Origin of the sequence: Pseudomonas sp. C6002, assembly GCF_013385805.1 — a bacterium.
GTDB lineage: Bacteria > Pseudomonadota > Gammaproteobacteria > Pseudomonadales > Pseudomonadaceae > Aquipseudomonas.
The window spans coordinates 1-382 of the sequence record NZ_JACAPH010000054.1; the positions used below are offsets into that span (position 1 = coordinate 1).

1 rRNA gene is annotated in these 382 nt (G+C 47.6%); it reads left to right on the top strand.

Going from position 1 to position 382, the window contains the following annotated elements:
• Positions 1–129 precede the first annotated feature (129 nt).
• Positions 130–245 (top strand): 5S ribosomal RNA (rrf, locus tag HX817_RS31030).
• Positions 246–382: the final 137 nt, after the last annotated feature.

Genomic DNA, 382 nt, shown 5'->3' on the forward strand with positions numbered 1-382 from the left:
AAGAGACCAGATTGCGGTGTGTGAAGACGAAACGAACCGAAAGTTCGAGATCTTGCAAAACACCGAAAGCTATCACATACCCAATTTGCTGAAGCGAGGCCAGCTGGCCACGACTCAGTACCCGAATTTCTTGACGACCATAGAGCATTGGAACCACCTGATCCCATCCCGAACTCAGCAGTGAAACGATGCATCGCCGATGGTAGTGTGGGGTTTCCCCATGTGAGAGTAGGTCATCGTCAAGATTAAATTCCAGAACCCCTGATTGCTTATGCAGTCAGGGGTTTTGTTTATGGACTTCTACATAAACAAAACCCCTGACTGCATAAGCAATCAGGGGTTCTGGAATTTAATCTTGACGATGACCTACTCTCACATGGGG